Here is a 16,653-nt window from a genome sequence, read left to right on the forward strand (position 1 = left end):
TGTATGCCCGTATTTCGACCCTACGAAACCATCGGCAACACGGAGTGCTCTAAGTACCCAACTCCGCGACCAATGCGTCGACTACCGCAACCAGATCGCCGCCCGTCGCTTCCGCGACACGGCGTTGACGCTGGTAGGAGGCACCGCGACGGGGAATGTCCGCCACCGACGCCAACTCGTCCGCGCAGCCGAGTGAGACCGCAATCGGCGCCAAGTCGTCGAGCAGGCGATCCAGATCGTCAGTGACGAGGCACTCGTTTGCGTCGGAGTCGAGGATGATCTCGGCGTCCAGTCCGTATCTCGCTGCGCGCCACTTGTTTTCCTTGACGTGCCACGGCTGCATGTTCGGCAGAGTCTCACCGGCACTCAGTCTGCGGTCCAGATCGACGATGAGGCAGTGGACCAGAGCAACGAGAGCACCCAGTTCGGCGCGTGTCGAGACGCCGTCGAACACCCGGACCTCGATGGTTCCCCACTTCGGCGCGGGACGGATGTCCCAGTGCATGCCACCGATCTTGGTGATCACACCGGTCTTCATCTGGTCGTCGATGAACGACTCGTATTCGGCCCAGTTCTCGAACTGGTACGGAAGGCCGGCGGTTGGCAGCTGCTGGAACATCAACGCGCGATTGGACGCATAGCCGGTGTCCACACCGGCCCACATCGGCGAGGACGCCGACAGCGCCAACAGGTGCGGATAGCGCTGCAGCAGTGCGTTGATGATCGGGAAAACGCGATCCGCGGACGAGACACCCACGTGAACGTGCACGCCCCAGATCAGCATCTGCCGACCCCACCACTGCGTGCGTTCGATGAGTTCGTCGTAGTCGGGTGTCCGGGTGACCAGCTGCGTCGACCATTGCGCGAACGGGTGCGTGCCCGCGCTGATGAGGTCGACGCCGAGCGGATTCGCAGCGCGGCGAAGCAGATCCAGTGACCTGTCGAGATCACTCATCGCCTCGCCGACCGTCGAGTGAATACCCGTGACGAGTTCGACGGTATTTCGCAGTAGTTCCTTGGTGATGTGCGGGGTTTCGGAGCCGGCAAGCTCTTCGACCGCCGAAAACACCTCGGCTGCTGTGTTGGAGAGATCTCTGGTCTTGCGATCGACCAGCGCGATCTCCCACTCCACGCCCAGCGTCGGGCGCGGCGAACCTGGAAATGGAACTACCACGCAGAGAATCCAATCACAGTGTCGGTAAAAACACCGTGCTGGCTACTGCGTGGTAGTCGCCGGAAGTGATGCAAAACTCAGGTGAGTTTGTCAGCTCTTGGTGATGACACCGCAAGCGACGCGTCCGCCGGCGTCACCGGTGTCGAGCGTCTGCTGATCCGGTGCCGGCGCGTAACGCGTCGGGATGTTGCCGAAGTTGTCCGCACCGGCGTGGATCATGACGGATGTTCCACCGTTTGCGACCAGTTCGTCGACGGTGAACGCGTCGGTTGTGGTGACCAGCGTGGCGGTGCCGTCTTCGAGGACCTGAACCGAAGTGAGGTCACCGCTCGCCGGGTGGCCCGTGTGACCCTCGGCCTGGAAGTGTCCGCCTGCCGAGAGGAAGTTACCCGGCTCTCCGCCGCTGGGGGCTACGGAATTGGTCTCGCACTTGGCGACCTGGTGAACGTGGAATCCGTGGAAGCCGGGGGTCAGGCCCTTGGCGTCGAGGGTGACCTTGACGTCGCTACCTTCCTGCGCGAACGTGACCGTTCCGACCTTGGCGCCGTCGGTGCCGTTCAGCGTTGCGGTGACAGTCTCGGCAGAAGCGCCGGCGTGAGCCGTCTCGGAACCGTGGCCGCCCGCGCTTTCGTGCGCGCTGGGATCGGCTGCACCGGTCCACACCGGAGGAGTCGTGCCGGGGACGCTGCTGGGCTCTTCGCTGTTACTGCAAGCGGTCAAGCCGAAAGCGGCAATCGCGACTACAGGGGCAACGACGCGCCAGGACATACGCCGGGTGCTGCTGGGGGCCATCGAACCGCTCCTTTGAGGTGGCGAGAAAGTGCTTCTGATCATAACGGCGCGTGTAGTAGCTGGAACCGACGGGTCAGTTCCACCTTCACGACCGGTCAGTTGGAGGTCACGATCACGATCACGCCAGGTGACGCGTTCGCGATGCCGGCGAATCGAGGTTCTGCGGTGACTCCGAGTTCAGCTGCGATCTTCTGCGCCGCTGCCTTCTCCGCCGCGGACGATCCGTAGTACACCGTCGTCGTACTGACGGTGCCCTCGCTGTAGTTACCCGTCTCCTCGACGTTCCAACCTGCAGCCGTCAATTCCTCGGCAGTGCCTGCTGCCAGACCCGAGACGGTGCTGTTGTTGAGAACTCGAACGCTGATATTCGACGTGTCGACGCCGCTCGCGGAGCTGGAAGTCGTGGTCGTCGCAGTTCCCGAGGGGCGCGACGTAGTGGTGGTATCGCCCGAAGCGGGTTGCGTCGTCGCTGCCGGCTTGGAAGTGGCAGATGCCGGTGCGGTGGCGCTCGTCGTGGCAGATGCCGAGGATTCGGTCTGCTCTGCTGCGGTGTTCTCGTCGCCCGATCCACCGTCGCTCGATCCACCCAGTGAGGCTGCTCCGAGACCGATGAACACGATCGCCAACGCGATCAACACCATGGCGATTGCGCGAAGCGGAGGTCCGGACGGCTGCTCTTTCGGGGTACTCACGATGTCGACCTTATCGCCAGTGTGTGGACAGCCCGATCATATGTACGCGTGATTCAGGTGACCTCGAAGCCGAGGCGACGGGCGGCCCTGGCCTTCTGACGGCTGGCACGCAGACGACGCAGGCGCTTGACCAGCATGGGATCAGCCGCCAAGGATTCGGGGCGATCGACCAAGGCATTGAGAACCTGGTAGTAGCGGGTTGCCGACATGTCGAACAACTCCTTGATGGCTTCTTCCTTCGCACCGGCGTACTTCCACCACTGGCGTTCGAAGGAGAGGATGTCGTGCTCCCGGCGGGTGAGGCCGTCTTCGCCCACCTCGTGCATGCCTGCTGTATCTACTACCGAATCGTCGGCGCCAGTGCCTTCGGACTGGTTCCGACTACGCGCGGTTGCGCCGTCCATGTCACTCCTCGACTGCTGTGCTCGGCGTCAGCGAGACTCGTATGCCCGGTGTTCTTTTCCGACCGATATTCTCGCGGCCGTGAGTTTCCCGGTCCCCTGGCCCGAAGGTAACTCACAATTTCCCCCGCGGCCCACGTTCCGACCGAGCAACGAATTACATCGCTGTTCTTCAGCAACCATTGAACCATGATCGAGTGTGCGGGCCGTGATAACTACGCGGGCGCGCCGCACTATCCTTGTCCGCATGGCTATCCTCCCCATCCGAATCGTCGGCGACCCGGTACTGCACAAGGCGACAGAGCCGGTCACTCAGTCTCCGGCCGAGATCGCCGAACTGATCGCAGACATGTACGAGACGATGGACGCCGCCAACGGCGTCGGTCTGGCGGCCAATCAGGTCGGCGTTTCACTCCGAGTCTTCGTCTACGACTGCCCCGGTGACGACCGCAGCAGCGAGCGTCGTCGCGGCGTCGTCGTGAACCCGGTACTCGAGACGTCCGAAATCCCCCAGACGATGCCCGACCCGGAAGAAGACTTCGAGGGTTGCCTTTCCGTTCCCGGCGAGCAGTTCCCGACGGGCCGCGCCGATTGGGCGAAGGTCACCGGCACCGACGCCGACGGCAACCCGATCGAGGTCGAGGGCACCGGATTCTTCGCACGGATGCTCCAGCACGAGACCGGGCATCTCGACGGTTTCCTCTACACGGACGTGCTGATCGGCCGCAACGCGCGCGCCGCCAAGAAGATCATCAAGCGTTCCGGTTGGGGCAAGCCCGGTCTGACCTGGACGCCGGGCACCGTCGACGATCCGTTCGGTCACGACGACGACGATTACGAAGACTGAGAATTCCGCTCTGAACGGCAACATTTCGATCGGTAGCCGGGTGGTTTTGCGATACAAGCTCCCACCCGGCTATTCGCATCCCATGACCGACGTCATCGGCATCCTCGAGGGTGCCGATCCCATCGCCGTCCGCAGCGGCGACGGTCGGCTGGTCCAGGTCTCCGCCGATCAGGTGATTGCACTCAAGACTCTCTCGGCCCGTCCGATTCGCATCGGCGAGATTCGAAACCTCGAAACGGCTGCTGCTGCGGCGTGGCCGGGGGTCGAGCAGGCGTGGATCGACGGTTGGTTGCTGCGCGCCGGTCACGGTTTCACCGGCCGCGCCAATTCGGCTTTGCCGCTCGGTGGTGCGGGGACGGTTGCCGGCTTCGACGCGAGCACTCTCGAACGGATACGCCAGTGGTTCGGTGACCGCGGCCTGCCGACCCTGCTGCTCCTCCCCGATCGACTCGGCACCGCTCCGGACGGGTGGACCAGCGAGAAGGAAACCATCGTGATGGCCGCCGATCTGGGCAATGTCACGCTGCCTCTCGGTCCTCCGGTCACCTCGTTCGCCGACCGCCCCGACCACAACTGGCTGTCGACGTACGACGCCCACGGAGATCCGGCGTACGTCGAGGCGGTCCTCACGGCTGTCGTGGGCAGTGCAACTTTCGGCGCGATCGGAAACACCGACACGACGCTTGCCATCGGGCGCGCTGCGCTCACCGAGGCACCCGATGGCAAGCGCTGGGTAGGACTGACCGGCATTCACGTCGCCCCTGAACACCGTCGTCACGGAATCGGGTCGCTGATCTGCGGAGATCTACTCTCCTGGGGTCGTCAGAACGGTGCGACGCACGCGTACCTCCAGGTTTCGGCGGAGAACTCCGCGGCGATCGCGCTCTACGAGCGGCTCGGATTCGTCGAACACCACCGCTACCGATACGCCACCGATCCTGTCGGCGGCTGACGCTAGGCTTGCCCTCGTGCGCATCGCTACTTGGAACGTCAACTCCGTCCGTGCCCGTACCGACAGGATCATCGACTGGCTCGGTCGATCCGACGTCGACGTCCTGGCAATGCAGGAAACCAAGTGCAAGGACGAGCAGTTTCCGTACGAACGCTTCAAGGAAATCGGCTACGAGGTCGCCCACGTCGGGTTGAGCCAGTGGAACGGTGTCGCCATCGCTTCCCGCGTCGGCTTGGACGACGTGCAGATCGGATTCGAGGATCAGCCAGGGTTCGACAAGGATCCCGAGGCAGACCCGGTCCGTGAGGCCCGTGCGATCGGTGCCACCTGCGGTGGTGTGCGGGTGTGGAGCCTGTACGTCCCCAACGGCCGTGAGCTGGAAGACCCGCATTACGCCTACAAGCTGGATTGGCTGGCCAAACTGCGCGACGACGCGGAGGGCTGGCTCAAGCAGGATCCCGACGCGCAGATCGCCCTGGTCGGTGACTGGAACGTCGCTCCTACGGACGACGACGTGTGGGATCCCGCTTTCTTCGAGGGCAAGACCCACACGTCGGAGCCGGAACGAGCTGCGTTCACCGCCTTCGCCGAGTCCGGGTTCGCGGACGTCGTTCGCCCGTACACCCCCGGCCCCGGTGTGTACACGTACTGGGACTACACGCAGCTTCGCTTCCCGAAGAAGCAGGGCATGCGAATCGACTTCATCCTCGGCTCTCCGGCATTCGCAGCGCGCGTCGAGGCGGCCGAGATCGATCGAAACGAGCGAAAAGGCAAGGGCGCCAGCGATCACGCTCCGGTGATCGTGAATCTCGGGTAGTTGTAAAGCTCGGAGCCTGATCGTCTGTTTGCAACCTCCGGCGGCTAGTCCTCGACGAGCAGTTCCAGATACTCGGGATGCTCGCCGAGGTACCGCTGAACATAGGTGCACACAGGCCGCACCGACCATTCACGTTCACGGGCGCAGTCCATCGCGAACTGCACGAGTACGGCTGCCAGTCCCTGCCCGCCGTACTCCTCCTTGACGACGGTATGCATGTACGCAACCACGTCGCCCGCTTCGGCTCCGCTCCCCGAAATCTCGTCCTCGTCGCGGTATCCGAGGATGCCGACCAACTCGTCGTCGGAGAGCAGTTCGAATCGTTCGTGCGACGGATTGTCCACGAGCGTGACTTCCGGTGAGGTTCCGGTTCTCGAGTTTTCGATGTCGTTCATTGCGGCGACCTCCACGGCACGATCTGCAACTGCGCGATCTGCGACTGCTGCGTTCGCACGCTCTCCATAACTGTGATCCATGCCACTCATAGAATCAGCTACCGACGACGCTGTCCCGGGTTCGACCAATTTTTGCACCGCGAACGACTCCACCGCAATCGCAGTGAAACGCTTTTTCGGGGTTGAGATAGAGTCGCCCGGTGCCGCTGTGACAGCGGGCACAAATTTCATACAACCACCACGGGGGCTCGCACCAGCGGGCTGAGAGGACGGCTAGGGCCGTCGACCGGATGAACCTGACCGGATAATGCCGGCGTAGGGAGCGCACCATGCAGGAGAAGTCTGTCCGTACGGCTGTTCACGCGACTGTCCACACCGCTGTGACAACCGGCCCGATCGAGGGCAGTAGCAAGCATTACGTCGAATCGGATTCTCTCCGGATCCCACTTCGACGCGTCACTCTCACCAATGGTGAGCATCTGGACCTGTACGACACGTCAGGTCCTTACACCGACACGGACGCCGACATCGACCTCGATGCAGGGCTCCCGACGACCAGGGACACCTGGGAACGCCCGGAAAGCAATCGGACGCAACTGGAATGCGCCCGAGACGGTGTGATCACCCCGGAGATGCGCTATTGCGCTGCACGCGAGGGCGTTTCAGCCGAACTGGTGCGTTCCGAGGTGGCTCGCGGGCGGGCGGTAATTCCCGCGAACCATCGCCACGGCGAGCTGGAGCCGATGATCATCGGCAAGAAGTTCGCCGTCAAGATCAACGCGAATATCGGGAACTCGGCCGTAACCTCCTCTGTTGCAGAGGAAGTCGAAAAGATGGTGTGGGCGATCCGCTGGGGCGCCGACACCATCATGGACCTGTCCACCGGCAAGGACATCCACCTGACCCGTGAATGGATTCTGCGCAACTCACCCGTACCGGTCGGCACGGTACCGATCTACCAGGCACTCGAGAAAGTCAACGGAGATCCCACTGCTCTGACATGGGAAATCTACCGCGACACGGTAATCGAGCAGTGCGAGCAGGGCGTCGACTACATGACCGTGCATGCCGGTGTACGAATCGGTTACATCGCTCTGACTGCTGGTCGCGTCACGGGAATCGTCTCGCGCGGCGGCGCGATCATGGCCGCGTGGTGCATGCACCACAGGCAGGAATCGTTCCTCTACACCCACTTCGACGAACTGTGCGAGATCTTGCGCCGATACGACGTCACGTTCTCCCTCGGTGACGGGCTTCGACCGGGATCGATCGCCGACGCCAACGACGCCGCCCAATTCGCGGAGCTTCGCACTCTGGGAGAACTCACGCAGATTGCGAAATCCGCAGGAGTCCAGGTCATGATCGAGGGCCCCGGACACGTTCCCATGGACAAGATCGAGGAAAACGTCCGCCTGGAAGAAGAGCTCTGCGACGAGGCACCGTTCTACACCCTCGGACCGCTCGCTACCGATATCGCGCCGGCGTACGACCACATCACCTCCGCCATCGGTGCGGCGATGATCGCACGGGCGGGAACGGCGATGCTCTGTTACGTCACACCCAAGGAACACCTCGGCCTGCCCAACCGAGACGACGTGAAAACCGGTGTGATCACCTACAAGATCGCTGCCCATGCAGCAGACCTGGCAAAAGGGCACCCGAATGCACAGGCCCGCGACGACGCACTGTCCAAGGCGCGCTTCGAATTTCGCTGGTTGGACCAGTTCGCTTTGTCACTCGACCCGGACACCGCCAGGGAGTTCCACGACGAGACACTGCCGGCCGAGCCCGCCAAGACCGCACATTTCTGCTCGATGTGCGGGCCGAAGTTCTGCTCGATGCGGATCTCGGCGGACGTACGTCAGTACGCGGAAATCCTGGAAGCGGAAATTCCGGAAACCGAGTCCATCCGGACCGAGCTGCCGTTTCCCCAGGTCCGGTCGGTAGGCTCGTCGTCGTGAAGCTGCTGCCCCTGACCCCCGCCGGACAGACCCCGATTCGGGCATTGACCATCGCCGGAACCGACTCCGGCGGCGGAGCCGGCATTCAAGCCGATTCCCGCACGATGGCGATGTGCGGAGTACACGCCTGTGTGGCCGTCGCCGCTGTGACGGTCCAGAATTCGGTGGGCGTCAGCGGATTCCACGAGATTCCGCCGGAGATCGTCGCCGACCAGGTGCGCGTCGTGGTCTCGGACATCGGCGTCGGCGCAGCGAAGACGGGAATGCTGGCCTCGACGACGATCATAGAAGCGGTAGCCGCAGTTTCCGCCGAGGTGGGGATCGGCCGCGACCGACCGATCCCGCTGGTGGTCGACCCCGTGTGCGCGTCGATGCATGGCGATCCGCTGTTGCACGAAGAAGCTCTCGACGCGGTCCGCAACACCTTGATTCCGGCTGCCACGGTGGTCACTCCGAACCTCGACGAGGTTCGGTTGATCACCGGCATCGAGGTCGTCGACGACAAGAGCGCCCGCCAAGCGGCAGAAGCGTTGCATGCGCTCGGCGCTCAATGGTCCATCGTCAAGGGCGGCCACCTTCGTACTTCGGAGTTGTCCACCGATCTGTTGTTCGACGGCGACCGTTTCCTCGAATTCAGCAGTGCCCGGATCGACACCGGCAACGATCACGGCGGCGGAGACACGCTGGCCGCTGCGATCACTTGCGCTCTCGCACATGGCTATTCCGTTCCGGACGCGGTGGCGTTCGGCAAAGAGTGGGTGACCAAGTGTCTCGAGGCGTCGTACGACCTCGGCGCAGGACATGGTCCGGTGTCCCCGCTTTGGCGGCTCCAGGTCTAGTGCGCTAGTTCCGGCGTACGCGCCAGATTCCCAGGTCGACGGGAACTCCGTTGGGAGTGGTCGCGAAGAACCCTCGTCGCCATGGCCGGATCGTGAGATCGAGATCCTCCAGGGTGCCGGCTTCGAGTTCCTCGAGAGTTGTCGCCGACATCATGACGTTGCCGTCGCCGCCCAAGCCCATCATCCGGGCGGCGATGGTCACGTCGACGCCGAGCCAGTCGTCGCCGATCTGGCGCGGAGTACCCGTGTGGAGGCCGACGCGCATTCGTGGGGTGTATCCGTCGAGGTCGACTTCCGCGAGTGCGTCCTGCGCGGTGAACACCGCCTTCAAAGCCGCATCCGGGCGAATGAACACGGCCATCAGACCGTCGCCCATCCGTTTGACGACGTGTCCGCCGTTGTCGGTGATCGGGGTTTCCACGGCCTGCGCCACGGCACGCAGGAGCGTCAGCGTGGCGCCGTCACCGGCTTCGAGTGACCAGGTGGAGAAGCCAACCAGATCGGTGAAGACGATGGTCAGTTCTTGATCACCGCGGCCGCGGCCCATCTTTTCCAGCGCCGCCTGCCACACCTGCAGTGCTCCGAGGCTCACTTCGCGAGTGGCTGCCGGCTTCTGATCGAGCAATCTGTCAGCGACGCGGGCCACGGCACGAGCACCGCCAGGACCTGCCAGCGAGAGCGGGTCTCCGAACCCGGGATCACCGGGTAGTGCCCGCCTCAGCCGTCGTAGCGCGTCGATGAGCTGCTGCCGACGGTTCAGTTCTGCCGCAGAGTTCAAGACGACGTCGACGACGCCTCGAACCGAGGAGGAAGGAGCACCTGTCGTGTCGGTGCCCTCCGGGGACAGATCAGCCATAACTCAAGCGTAACTCAGAGTTACAGACAGTGTGCTGCCGCCGTTCTCGCACAGTGGCCTCCTGGTCGCTCGCACAGTCGATCATTCGGTCAGTCGATCATTCGGTTCTGGCCTGCGTTCGAGCATCGCCGACGGGAACGCCGTTCGGCCCGCTCAAATCCTGGGCATACGTCGCAACTCCGAAGGCTACTGCAGAAGCGTTGGCCGCGAGCGCTTCGCGATCGATGTTCGCGAGGTTGTCCTGGGCACTGTGGTAGTTCGGGTCGAAGGTCTCCTCCGCTTCGCCGCCCCACTTCTCGGCCTGAGCCGGCGTCTTGCGTTCGTCCGCGCCGCTGAACACTCCGCCCGCCGGGATTCCGATCTCGATGAACGGGCCGTAGTCGGAACGCCCGTCGAAGTCCGTTCCGTCCGCCGCAATCCCTCGCCCGGCGAGAAAATCGACGAAGGTGCGCTCGATGCCCGCCGACCCCTCGGGCCCTGGCCCCTCCCCGACGGCATCCGAGTTGTCACCGTCGTAAGCCAGGTATCCGGCATTGGGCGAACCGAGCATGTCGAAATTCAGATACAGGGCGATGTCGGCCCGTTCCTGATCGCTCAGACCTTCCACGTAGCGGGTGGAGCCGACCAATCCCACTTCTTCCGCTCCCCAGAACGCGAAACGCACGGCATTCTCGATGCTCGGTGAGCTTCCCATCTGCAGCGCGGTTTCCAGCACGGCTGCGGTGCCGCTTCCGTTGTCGTTGATTCCGGGACCTTCCGGCACACTGTCCAGGTGGGCGCCCACGACAACCACGTTGTCGGTCGCGCCGGTCTTGGTCTGTGCAATCACGTTGCGCGACTTCGTCGTTTCCGTCGACGTGTCGAGAATCAGCGTGAGGTCTCCGGGCGCTACGGCAAGAGCCTCGCCCGACGCCTTGCTCACCCCGCCGGTCGGGATGCGGGCGTCTTCGGGTTCACCCAAGGTTGCCCCGCCCAGCATCGCGTCCTCGTTGTTGGCAACCAACAACGCTGCCGCGCCGCGGTCAGCGGCGATCTTCTGCTTGTCGCCGAACGGGCACACTCCGCGGGTGACCAGCACGATTGCACCATTCACGTCACGGCCGTCGTAGTCGGTGGCCTCGCAACCTGGTGTCTCGTCGGCGGGAATCACCACCAGGCGTGCCGTGATTCCGGTCGGTCCCGTGGAGGGGGAATATGTCAACGCCCGCACCGGAACATCGGAGCCGTCAGTAGCTTTCAGGGATTCGGTGCCGGGATCGAAGGAGCTGAAGTCGAATTCCGGGGTACTGACGTCGAAGCCCTTGTCTTCGAGCAGGTTTGCCACGTAGTCGACACTGGCGTCGTAGCCGGGGGTTCCGGCCGATCGATTGCCGTCGTTGTTACCGGCGATCTTCTCGAGTTGCTCCAGATGCCCGGTCACGGCGTCGACCGTGACGGTCTCGGCGAATGCCACCGGATCTGCCGGGACGGCTGCTTCACTTCCCGACGACGAGCATCCACTCACCACGAGTGCTCCAGCCATTCCGACCACAACCACACCGAAGAGTCTCATCTTCGGAGGATATCGGCCGGAGCACAGGAAAGGGACCCAGTACGAATGGTTTTTCGTACTGGGTCCCTACTCTGCTGTCACTCCGCGTTCTCGGTAGGTCTCCCGACAACACCTACCGAGGGAGCGACAAGATCAGGCGTCGCGACGATTCACGATGACAATACTTGCTCCGAAAATCACCAGAACGAAGGCCGCGAAGTAGATCAGGCTGCCCCAGGGTCCCCAGTGGAAATCAAGGCTTCCGCCGCCAGGGCTGAGGAAGTGGTTTGCATTCGCGAACGGCAGGAACGGGGTGATCTTCTCGCCGACACTGCCGAACAGTCCGAACAGGCTCTCGATGAGCAGCGGCCAGAGCAGGAGCAACGCAATAGCGCCCGCCGACTGGCGGATGATCGATCCGACGCCGACAGCAAGAATCACGCAGAGGAAGGCGTACACCGGGATGCCGTAAATCGCACGCCAGTCATCGCCGGTCGACAGGGTCAGGCCCGTGCTGGCCTCGGTACCGGCCATGGCTTTGGCCACCGCATAGGACCCGAAAGCGAGGACAAACGTCAGCACCGCGCCGAAGGCACCGATGAGGCCGGCTTTGGCGATGAGAACCGAGGCACGGTTCGGAACTGCCTGGAACGTGGTGCGGATGGTCCCGAAGCGGTACTCACTGGTGACCGCGAGGGCCGCCATGATCATGAGAACCATGATTCCGAAACCCGAGATGCCGGCCGTGGCAACGGCGGTGTCGAGGTCCGGTGCTCCCTGGACATCGGAGGACGTCAAAGCCGACTTGGCAACCGCGCCCATGATGGCCGCGAAGCCGAGTGCGAGCACCACGATGATGACCGAGCACCAGAGCGGCGACTTGGTCGTGGTGATCTTGATACGTTCAGCACTGAGAACAGCCATTACAGTGCACCTCCCATAGCCTGCTGTGTGTTTGCCTGCTGCGTATTTGCATGGTGTGCACCAGCACCCGGATCGATACCGGACGCGTGGTACTGGACATCGTCTCCGGTCAACTTCATGAACGCATCCTCGAGCGAACCCTGCTGGGACGCCAACTCGTGCAACACGATTCCCTGCGAACCAGCCAAACCACCGATCACATCAGTGGTCGAATCCACGACCACCAACGCCGGCGCAACACCGGAACCGTCCTCACGCACCGTCAACCCCTGCGAGAGCAACACACTGCGCAACGCATCGAGCTGAGGACTGCGCACCCGCACCGTCGACTCCGACGAGCGATCCACGAACTCCGCGACCGTCGAATCCGAGATCAACCGACCCCGGCCGATCACCACCAACTGCTCCGCCGTCAACGCCATCTCCGAGAGAAGGTGACTCGACACCAGCACCGTGCGGCCCTCGGCCGCCAACCGCTGCATGAACTTACGAATCCAGACGATGCCCTCCGGATCGAGACCGTTGACCGGCTCGTCGAACAACAGCACCTTCGGATCGCCCAACAACGCACCCGCCAACCCGAGACGCTGCGACATACCGAGCGAGAACCCGCCGGCCTTCTTGCCCGCCACCTCGGACAATCCGACCAACCCGAGCACCTCGTCGACGCGGGACTTCGGGATCCCGTTCGAAGCGGCCATCCACTGCAGATGCGCCCGCGCACTGCGATTGGGGTGCACCCACTTCGCATCCAACAACGCGCCGACAGTCCGCAGCGGCGTCTTGAGCTCGCGGTACGGCTTGCCGTCGATCAACGCCGCACCCGACGTCGGCTGATCCAAACCCAGGATCATCCGCATCGTCGTCGACTTACCCGCACCGTTCGGGCCCAGGAAGCCCGTTACGATGCCCGGTTTGACCGTGAACGACAAATCGTCCACCGCTTTCGTCGGTCCGTAAACCTTGGTCAATCCCCTCAGTTCAATCATGAGGAGAACTCTGCCCTACCGACAATGACCAGCACATCGGCCACAGGTCTAGTTCCGAGTGGTACTCAGGTAGGACATGAGTCCGGGCAATTTGGGCAGAACCCCGAGAAATCACCCGGATCTCGTCCCTCAGGACGACGCTTGAGCCCAGAATCGCTTGGGGATCCGGCCGGCGTGCCGCGCCTCGAAACCTGCCACGACAGCGTGACGCATCGCCGACGCCATCAGCGCGGGATTCTTGGCCCGCGTCACCGCTGTCGCAAGTAGGACCGCGTCGCAGCCCAACTCCATGGCAAGGGTGGCGTCGCTGGCCGTTCCGATCCCGGCGTCGAGGATGACGGGCACCCCGGCGCGCTCGACGATCATCTCGATGTTGTGCGGATTCGCGATACCAAGCCCGGTGCCGATGGGTGAACCGAGCGGCATGACCGCGGCGCAGCCGACCTCTTCGAGGCGAAGCGCCAGCACCGGATCGTCCGTCGTGTACGGCAGAACGGTGAATCCGTCGTCCACCAATTGTTCTGCGGCGGAGACGAGTTCGATTGCGTCGGGCAGCAGTGTCCGCTCGTCGGCTATGACTTCGAGTTTGACCCAGTTCGTCTCGAGCGCTTCGCGTGCCAACTGCGCCGTCAGGACCGCTTCGGCGGCGCCCCGACACCCGGCGGTGTTCGGCAACGGTTCGATTCCGAGGCGACGAAGCAGGTCCAGAACGCCGGTGCCGCCGGCCGCGTCGACTCGCCGCATCGCGACGGTGGTCAGTTCGGTGCCGGAGGCGACGAGCGCTTCCTCGAGCACCGCAAGGTTGGCGGCGCCGCCTGTTCCGGTGATGAGCCGGGAACCGAAGCTGCGGCCAGCGATAGTGAGAAGGTCCTGCTCAGCCACCCTGCACCGCCGTGAGGATCTCGATTTCCCAACCACGTCCGACGGATTCGTCCCAACGCCCGCGAGGAAAGAGCGCACCGTCGACGGCGACGGCGATACCCTTGCTCGGCAACTCGAGGTGCGTCAGTAGCTCGGTCACCGTGACTGCTCGATCGAACTCGAGATCTTCGCCGTTGACGGTGATCCCGATCGGGACCTGCTCACTCATGAATTTTCCTTAACTACTGCGAACCGCTCGGGTTCGGTTCCTTTTACCTCGACCAAAGATGTGCCGTTCAGCAACGCGACCGTCGCATCGGCGGTGACGGGCGTCAGCAGGACACCGTTGCGTCCGTGTCCGGTGGAGACGACAACACGATCGGACACGCGCCCGATCAAGGGCAGGTTGTCCGGCGTCATGGGACGCAGGCCTGCCGCGCATTCGTACAGTTCGTATTCGCCGATCGCCGGCATCAGTGCCTCGGCGTCGTTGATCAGGTCCCGTACTCCGGCCATCGTGACCTGTGTGTCCTCACCGGACTCGTATTGTGTTGCGCCGACGACGATTCCGTCACCGCGCGGGACGAGGTAGGCGGGCCGCCCGTGGACGCTTCCGCGGATGGTGCGGCTGGGCGCCGGGGTGACTCCAGGCCTACTCCGCAGGCGAAGGATTTCGCCCTTGACCGGGCGTACCGGTAACCCGGGCCACAGCTTGGGTGACGCGATACCGGCGGTGAGCACGATCTGATCGGTATCGAGTTCGGCGAGGTCGTTGACGGCACGCGCGATCAATTCGACGCCGGATTCCGCACAGGCCTTCTGCAACGCGTCCAGCAGAAGTCTGTTGTCGACGGCGGACTCACCGACAGCCATCAGTCCCGACCGGATGCCCCGGCCGAGCATCGGTTCGAGTTCGCGGATGCGGGCGCGACCGAGAACTTCGAGTTCATGGCCCTGCGCGGTCACCCACTCGGCGATGGTCTGCAGGTCCTGCGCGTCGGCCGCATCGAGTGCAACCGTCAGCGAACTGTCCGCGGTGAAGACCGATGGCCCGAACTCTCCGAGCTCCTCACCGAACGTCGGCCACCGTTCCAGGGACGCTGCACCAACCGTCAACGCTGTCTCTTCACCCGGCCAGCCTTCGGAAAGCGGGGCGAGCATTCCGCCTGCCACCCACGAAGCACCTGATCCAATGGACGGGTCGTACAACCGAACGGACCACCCGTCGCGGGCTGCTCGCCACGCAATGGCGAGACCGATGACACCGCCACCGACAACCGACACCGTACGAGCGTGTGTACTCACGAAACTCCACCTCCACTTCCTGCGCCGGCATGATCCGGGTCAGGTCTGACGGTCGGGATCTGGTCGCGATCCCCTCTCAGCCCCACGAACCTCGCAGTCACGACAAAAAGTGACGGCGACGTTTCAGGACTCCCGTGTCGAACCTTGCTCCCTAGAGGCTACCGTTTGCTCCGTGCACCCCACACATCCCAGTAACGTCATCGACCGGCGCGAGCGCCTGGCAGCAGCACGGCTGTACCTGTGCACCGACGCGCGCCGCGAGAAAGGCGACCTCGCGCAGTTCGCCGAGGCAGCATTGTCCGGCGGAGTCGACATCATTCAATTGCGTGACAAGGGCTCTGCCGGTGAGCGCGAGTTCGGCCCGCTCGAGGCCAAGGACGAACTGGTAGCACTGGGCATTCTCGCGGCCGCAGCGCGACGCCACGGCGCATTGTTGGCCGTGAACGATCGCGCGGATCTCGCGATGGCTTCCGGTGCCGACATCCTCCACCTCGGGCAGAACGACATTCCCGTCCCCTACGCACGAACCGTTGTCGGTGAAGACGTCGTCATCGGGCGTTCGACGAGTAGTCGCGCGCAGGCGAGTCTGGCCGCAATCGAAGAGGGCGTCGACTACTTCTGCACCGGGCCGGTCTGGGCGACACCGACCAAACCGAATCGAAGTGCGTCCGGTCTGGAACTGGTTCGATCGACCGCCGACGCCGCACCGCCGCGCCCCTGGTTCGCAATCGGCGGCATCGACGAGGAACGCCTGCCGGAGCTGCTCGATGCCGGTGCCACGCGCATCGTCGTCGTGCGTGCAATCACGCAGGCGTCGGATCCGCAGGCGGCTGCGCAGCGCCTCGCCGCGGCCGTCGCTGGACGCTGAAAACCGGTAACTGGCGACCGTCAACTGTTTGCCGGGCGATTTCCACACAGTTACGGGTCAGCACGCCCGACTCGAAACATGAACGGAAGTTGTCCGATCAGACAACAAACCCCCAGTTCCTAGGTGCGATTGGATGTCCGAAAAGTCGGATTACGTGATCTTGATCACAGTTGTTTCGATTGCGTGTCACATCCCATTCGGTTTGTTGTAGTTTACCTCCAGTTACTAACTGAACCTAGGAGCACTAAATGGGATCCCTCGACACCGGCTCGCTCAGCACCGAATCGCTCGAAGACCTGAACCTCGGCAAGATCAGCGAGCTGCTCAAGCTCGGTATCACCGCGGTCAGCTTCATCACGGCGCTGAACTCGCTCAGCTGAGCCTCGTTTCGGTCGGGAGACCGAAACACAGAAGGGCCGGACTCCTGAGGAGTCCGGCCCTTCTGCTGT

General features: G+C 63.4%; 19 protein-coding genes and 2 riboswitches. Of the genes, 7 read left to right on the plus strand and 12 right to left on the minus strand.

Annotated features, from left to right (window positions below):
- Positions 1-49 precede the first annotated feature (49 nt).
- The 4 genes from EEB12_RS08045 to EEB12_RS08060 form a co-directional block, all read right to left on the minus strand.
- Positions 50-1,174 (minus strand): glutamate--cysteine ligase, encoded by a 1,125-nt coding sequence (locus tag EEB12_RS08045; RefSeq protein ID WP_003945034.1) that lies wholly within the window; start codon positions 1,172-1,174, stop codon positions 50-52.
- Between the two features lie 90 nt (positions 1,175-1,264).
- Positions 1,265-1,966, minus strand: coding sequence for a superoxide dismutase[Cu-Zn] (gene sodC, locus EEB12_RS08050; RefSeq protein ID WP_007730117.1), 702 nt, complete (start codon positions 1,964-1,966; stop codon positions 1,265-1,267).
- A 95-nt stretch (positions 1,967-2,061) separates the two neighbouring features.
- A complete protein-coding gene (locus tag EEB12_RS08055) occupies positions 2,062-2,658 on the minus strand; it encodes a LytR C-terminal domain-containing protein (RefSeq protein WP_021333972.1) in 597 nt (198 codons plus the stop codon).
- Positions 2,659-2,711: 53 nt separating this feature from the next.
- Positions 2,712-3,062, minus strand: coding sequence for a DUF3263 domain-containing protein (locus EEB12_RS08060; protein ID WP_007730120.1), 351 nt, complete (start codon positions 3,060-3,062; stop codon positions 2,712-2,714).
- 244 nt (positions 3,063-3,306) lie between these two features.
- Between EEB12_RS08060 and EEB12_RS08065 the strand changes: the two genes are divergently transcribed.
- From EEB12_RS08065 to EEB12_RS08075, 3 genes are read left to right on the plus strand one after another with little or no spacing between them, the layout of a single operon-like run.
- Entirely contained in the window at positions 3,307-3,906 is a 600-nt protein-coding gene (locus EEB12_RS08065) for a peptide deformylase (RefSeq protein WP_019744501.1), read from the plus strand.
- A gap of 40 nt (positions 3,907-3,946) precedes the next feature.
- Positions 3,947-4,858 (plus strand): GNAT family N-acetyltransferase, encoded by a 912-nt coding sequence (locus tag EEB12_RS08070; RefSeq protein WP_080712835.1) that lies wholly within the window; start codon positions 3,947-3,949, stop codon positions 4,856-4,858.
- A gap of 16 nt (positions 4,859-4,874) precedes the next feature.
- A complete protein-coding gene (locus EEB12_RS08075; RefSeq protein ID WP_019744503.1) occupies positions 4,875-5,675 on the plus strand; it encodes an exodeoxyribonuclease III in 801 nt (266 codons plus the stop codon).
- 44 nt (positions 5,676-5,719) lie between these two features.
- On the opposite strand, the gene EEB12_RS08080 is transcribed toward EEB12_RS08075, so the two are convergent.
- Entirely contained in the window at positions 5,720-6,151 is a 432-nt protein-coding gene (locus EEB12_RS08080; RefSeq protein ID WP_223257849.1) for a GNAT family N-acetyltransferase, read from the minus strand.
- A gap of 149 nt (positions 6,152-6,300) precedes the next feature.
- Positions 6,301-6,409, plus strand: a riboswitch (TPP riboswitch).
- On the opposite strand from EEB12_RS08080, the gene thiC reads away from it, so the two are divergent.
- Complete coding sequence (thiC, locus tag EEB12_RS08085; RefSeq protein WP_019744505.1) at positions 6,400-8,031, plus strand: phosphomethylpyrimidine synthase ThiC; 1,632 nt, start codon at positions 6,400-6,402, stop codon at positions 8,029-8,031. (Overlaps the previous riboswitch by 10 nt.)
- On the plus strand, positions 8,028-8,870 hold the full coding sequence (thiD, locus tag EEB12_RS08090; RefSeq protein WP_141487603.1) for a bifunctional hydroxymethylpyrimidine kinase/phosphomethylpyrimidine kinase: 843 nt from the start codon (positions 8,028-8,030) through the stop codon (positions 8,868-8,870). The genes thiC and thiD overlap by 4 nt, the downstream gene beginning before the upstream one ends.
- Before the next feature lie 4 nt (positions 8,871-8,874).
- Here the strand turns inward: thiD and EEB12_RS08095 are convergent, their stop codons facing one another.
- The 7 genes from EEB12_RS08095 to thiO all read right to left on the minus strand — a co-directional run bounded on the left by EEB12_RS08095 (position 8,875) and on the right by thiO (position 15,336).
- Positions 8,875-9,726: an adenylate/guanylate cyclase domain-containing protein gene (locus EEB12_RS08095; protein WP_019744506.1), complete on the minus strand. Its 852-nt coding sequence runs from the start codon at positions 9,724-9,726 to the stop codon at positions 8,875-8,877.
- Positions 9,727-9,823: 97 nt separating this feature from the next.
- Positions 9,824-11,278 (minus strand): M20/M25/M40 family metallo-hydrolase, encoded by a 1,455-nt coding sequence (locus EEB12_RS08100; RefSeq protein WP_019744507.1) that lies wholly within the window; start codon positions 11,276-11,278, stop codon positions 9,824-9,826.
- A 132-nt stretch (positions 11,279-11,410) separates the two neighbouring features.
- Positions 11,411-12,181, minus strand: coding sequence for an ABC transporter permease (locus tag EEB12_RS08105; protein WP_019744508.1), 771 nt, complete (start codon positions 12,179-12,181; stop codon positions 11,411-11,413).
- On the minus strand, positions 12,181-13,170 hold the full coding sequence (locus EEB12_RS08110) for an ABC transporter ATP-binding protein (protein ID WP_141487604.1): 990 nt from the start codon (positions 13,168-13,170) through the stop codon (positions 12,181-12,183). The genes EEB12_RS08105 and EEB12_RS08110 overlap by 1 nt, the downstream gene beginning before the upstream one ends.
- Positions 13,171-13,299: 129 nt before the next feature.
- On the minus strand, positions 13,300-14,052 hold the full coding sequence (locus tag EEB12_RS08115) for a thiazole synthase (RefSeq protein ID WP_007726857.1): 753 nt from the start codon (positions 14,050-14,052) through the stop codon (positions 13,300-13,302).
- Complete coding sequence (thiS, locus tag EEB12_RS08120) at positions 14,045-14,260, minus strand: sulfur carrier protein ThiS (RefSeq protein WP_003944402.1); 216 nt, start codon at positions 14,258-14,260, stop codon at positions 14,045-14,047. The genes EEB12_RS08115 and thiS overlap by 8 nt, the downstream gene beginning before the upstream one ends.
- Positions 14,257-15,336, minus strand: a complete 1,080-nt coding sequence (gene thiO / locus EEB12_RS08125; protein WP_141487605.1) for a glycine oxidase ThiO — start codon at positions 15,334-15,336, stop codon at positions 14,257-14,259. Before thiO ends, thiS begins: the two co-directional genes overlap by 4 nt.
- Positions 15,336-15,482, minus strand: a riboswitch (TPP riboswitch). Its footprint overlaps the gene before it by 1 nt.
- A 26-nt stretch (positions 15,483-15,508) precedes the next feature.
- Here thiO and thiE point away from each other — a divergent pair.
- Both thiE and EEB12_RS30765 read left to right on the plus strand, forming a co-directional pair.
- A complete protein-coding gene (gene thiE, locus EEB12_RS08130; protein WP_019749516.1) occupies positions 15,509-16,204 on the plus strand; it encodes a thiamine phosphate synthase in 696 nt (231 codons plus the stop codon).
- A 248-nt stretch (positions 16,205-16,452) separates the two neighbouring features.
- Positions 16,453-16,584 (plus strand): hypothetical protein, encoded by a 132-nt coding sequence (locus tag EEB12_RS30765; protein ID WP_003944354.1) that lies wholly within the window; start codon positions 16,453-16,455, stop codon positions 16,582-16,584.
- The last annotated feature ends 69 nt before the right edge of the window (positions 16,585-16,653 follow it).

This window comes from Rhodococcus sp. WS1, from assembly GCF_003797745.1.
Classification (GTDB): domain Bacteria; phylum Actinomycetota; class Actinomycetes; order Mycobacteriales; family Mycobacteriaceae; genus Rhodococcus_F; species Rhodococcus_F erythropolis.

Coding starts and splice junctions, on each gene's coding strand:
- EEB12_RS30765 (WP_003944354.1), top strand. CDS start 16,453: ATGGGATCCCTCGACACCGGCTCGCTCAGCACCGAATCGCTCGAAGAC.
- thiC (WP_019744505.1), top strand. CDS start 6,400: ATGCAGGAGAAGTCTGTCCGTACGGCTGTTCACGCGACTGTCCACACC.
- EEB12_RS08080 (WP_223257849.1), bottom strand. CDS start 6,151: ATGGATCACAGTTATGGAGAGCGTGCGAACGCAGCAGTCGCAGATCGC.
- EEB12_RS08060 (WP_007730120.1), bottom strand. CDS start 3,062: ATGGACGGCGCAACCGCGCGTAGTCGGAACCAGTCCGAAGGCACTGGC.
- EEB12_RS08100 (WP_019744507.1), bottom strand. CDS start 11,278: ATGAGACTCTTCGGTGTGGTTGTGGTCGGAATGGCTGGAGCACTCGTG.
- EEB12_RS08105 (WP_019744508.1), bottom strand. CDS start 12,181: ATGGCTGTTCTCAGTGCTGAACGTATCAAGATCACCACGACCAAGTCG.
- thiS (WP_003944402.1), bottom strand. CDS start 14,260: ATGAGTGAGCAGGTCCCGATCGGGATCACCGTCAACGGCGAAGATCTC.
- sodC (WP_007730117.1), bottom strand. CDS start 1,966: ATGGCCCCCAGCAGCACCCGGCGTATGTCCTGGCGCGTCGTTGCCCCT.
- EEB12_RS08110 (WP_141487604.1), bottom strand. CDS start 13,170: ATGATTGAACTGAGGGGATTGACCAAGGTTTACGGACCGACGAAAGCG.
- EEB12_RS08065 (WP_019744501.1), top strand. CDS start 3,307: ATGGCTATCCTCCCCATCCGAATCGTCGGCGACCCGGTACTGCACAAG.
- EEB12_RS08095 (WP_019744506.1), bottom strand. CDS start 9,726: ATGGCTGATCTGTCCCCGGAGGGCACCGACACGACAGGTGCTCCTTCC.